Here is a 2,229-nt window from a genome sequence, read left to right on the forward strand (position 1 = left end):
AATCTGCGCTCACAGCCATTAAAGGCAAAAATTCCCTCACGGTTAAGTATATTAGTTGCAATATCCCAGTCTTTAATTCTCAAAAAGGCTGTTACAGCAAAACCAGAATACGAAGCAATTTTTGAAATGATGCATTCATCAGCTTTTATTAACGCGGCAAAAGGAACTATCTTCTGATGACCACACGAAATCATAGGGAGTGTGTGAATATCATAATAAGCTATTGAATGACAATCCATGCGGGTGTCATCAATAGCTGCCAGCCAGAATCCTGTCTGGTCTTTTATTTTTCTGCTAATATCAGAATCTGAAACACCAGGATTTAATAAATATCCACCATAGCAGACATGGAAGGGGTGAACAGATTCATCAATATCAGGAAGTTCTTTTACCGGATTTTCTTTCCAGTCCTTCAGAACACCAAATTCAAGAGCATCCAGCAAAAACTTTCGTTCAAATCCATCAAACAATGCATATTGCATAATAACCACCAAAGAGTATCTGATTTATATAACTAATGCACTTTCAATAGACGGTTGTCTTTTGAATAAAGAACAATCTGTATTCAATCGTTCAGACTGAATAGTGTGAAGTAAAAGGCTTTCTTCTCTGGACAGAAGGAAGTCACCCCATTCGAACTCTTTCCACATATCATGACTGTTTTCACCAGGATTCTTTAATAAGGACTCCATTTTGGGCTGGATTCTGGCTGGAGGATTATTTTCATAAGCTGAATGTACCCTGTCACTCCACTTATCAAAAGAACCATTTAATAGAATTTCCTGTGATACCATATCAAAATCATCATCTTCTATATAGGTATTTACCCGATGATAAATCAATCCCATATCTTCAATATCCCAGGTGTATATAGTAGTAAACCATCTTAATTTTTATCTGTTTGCAAAACGAGGCCATTGACTGACTTTCTTCCTTTTCGCATTCCAACCCATAAACATTTGTTAGGCCACGGTCTCCCCACAGATAATGATTTATCATCAATAGTTAAATTAAGTTCAGGTATGGAGATAGATTTAAGACTACATTTATTAGCCATTCGATGAAAAAGTTTAGGTACAATATGCAAGTACATATAGATTTCCTTTATCTTTAGTGTGCTCAAATAAGTCCTGATTTGTTGATATCGATACCAGACTTATCAGCAAGAGCGACCAAAAACTTTTCCTGTGAATCAAGCCAACCACTTACCCACGGATATTCATCCTGAATTTCAGGATGTTGATTCTTTATAAGTTCAAGCAGTTCTCTGTTTTCAGATATTCGCTTATTAACACCGCCCTGTGTGCGCTTTATCGTTTCAGACAGTGAATTGAGTCTGTAATGGACACGCCTGTAATATTTAACAACTATAAATAAAATCACAATCAAAGCTATAACCCATACGCAGAACAATACTTCTGAAAATAAATGGATATTCATTTAAGCCTCCTTAATTTTATGCCGCCATTTCATCCATTATGACTGTGAAGTATTCAGCATTAGTATTCATCTTCATAAGGTAGCCAATCGTAATCGTTTGAGTTCCAGTCAATTGGAAGAAATGGCTCTGTTTGTTTATGGCAGGAGAGGCAAACATAAATATTTTTCTCTTTATGAAAAATCATCGACTTACATTTATCACAGTCGCACCAACCCTCGACTGGTTCAGGGCATTCAGGTAATTCTATCTCCTGATGTTTACCATATTTTTTCCATTCCTCGGCATCCTGATAACCTCCCCATACTGCTTGTGTAAAACTGTCGATATAGTCACCTGACTTATTTTTATCAAAATTAAATTTATATACTTCGCCATTTAGTTCAAATGACAGATCAAGGTCAGGTAGTAATTGCTTTTCGAAGCGTTGTTGTAACTCTTTCTTTTCTTTGGGGGATAAAGCCATAAAAACCTCTATCAGTTAGTTATGTTTGTATCGCCACTCCCACGGTGGAACCGGATTTGCATCGGCCCACAAACCGCGTTTTTGTTCCTGAGCTTCCCGTTGTAGAGCCGGTAATGACTCATCCACGTTGTAACGTTCATATACCCATGCAGCGCCAGACTGAACCATAAAGCGGCTGGCATCCGTGCCGTTCGTCGTGAACACATGACCGATAATGCGTCCGTAGCGGTCTTTATGTGAATAAGAGACTGTCACCTGTTTACCTGCAACCAGAGTTTTAAGCTGACTAGTTGACCAGCGTCCAAAAGGTTGTTTCTTTTCAGGG

The 2,229-nt window shown here is 38.0% G+C and carries 4 protein-coding genes and 1 pseudogene; all 5 read right to left on the minus strand.

The features are described 5' to 3' along the window. The coding region (locus tag RTW80_RS24285; protein ID WP_312720593.1) for a DNA topoisomerase III at window positions 1–482 on the minus strand (482 nt) is incomplete at its 3' end. A gap of 24 nt (window positions 483–506) precedes the next feature. Further along, a pseudogene (locus RTW80_RS24290) lies at window positions 507–1,093 on the minus strand (DUF6012 family protein). Window positions 1,094–1,119: 26 nt separating this feature from the next. Further along, window positions 1,120–1,440, minus strand: coding sequence for a hypothetical protein (locus tag RTW80_RS24295; RefSeq protein WP_312720595.1), 321 nt, complete (start codon window positions 1,438–1,440; stop codon window positions 1,120–1,122). A gap of 59 nt (window positions 1,441–1,499) precedes the next feature. After that, window positions 1,500–1,904 (minus strand): hypothetical protein, encoded by a 405-nt coding sequence (locus tag RTW80_RS24300; RefSeq protein ID WP_001576899.1) that lies wholly within the window; start codon window positions 1,902–1,904, stop codon window positions 1,500–1,502. A 15-nt stretch (window positions 1,905–1,919) separates the two neighbouring features. Next, window positions 1,920–2,229, minus strand: a 310-nt coding sequence (locus RTW80_RS24305; RefSeq protein WP_312720597.1) for a thermonuclease family protein, incomplete at its 5' end; no start/stop codon positions are given.

Origin of the sequence: Escherichia sp. AM3 (assembly GCF_032029835.1) — a bacterium.
GTDB classification, from domain to species: domain Bacteria; phylum Pseudomonadota; class Gammaproteobacteria; order Enterobacterales; family Enterobacteriaceae; genus Escherichia; species Escherichia coli.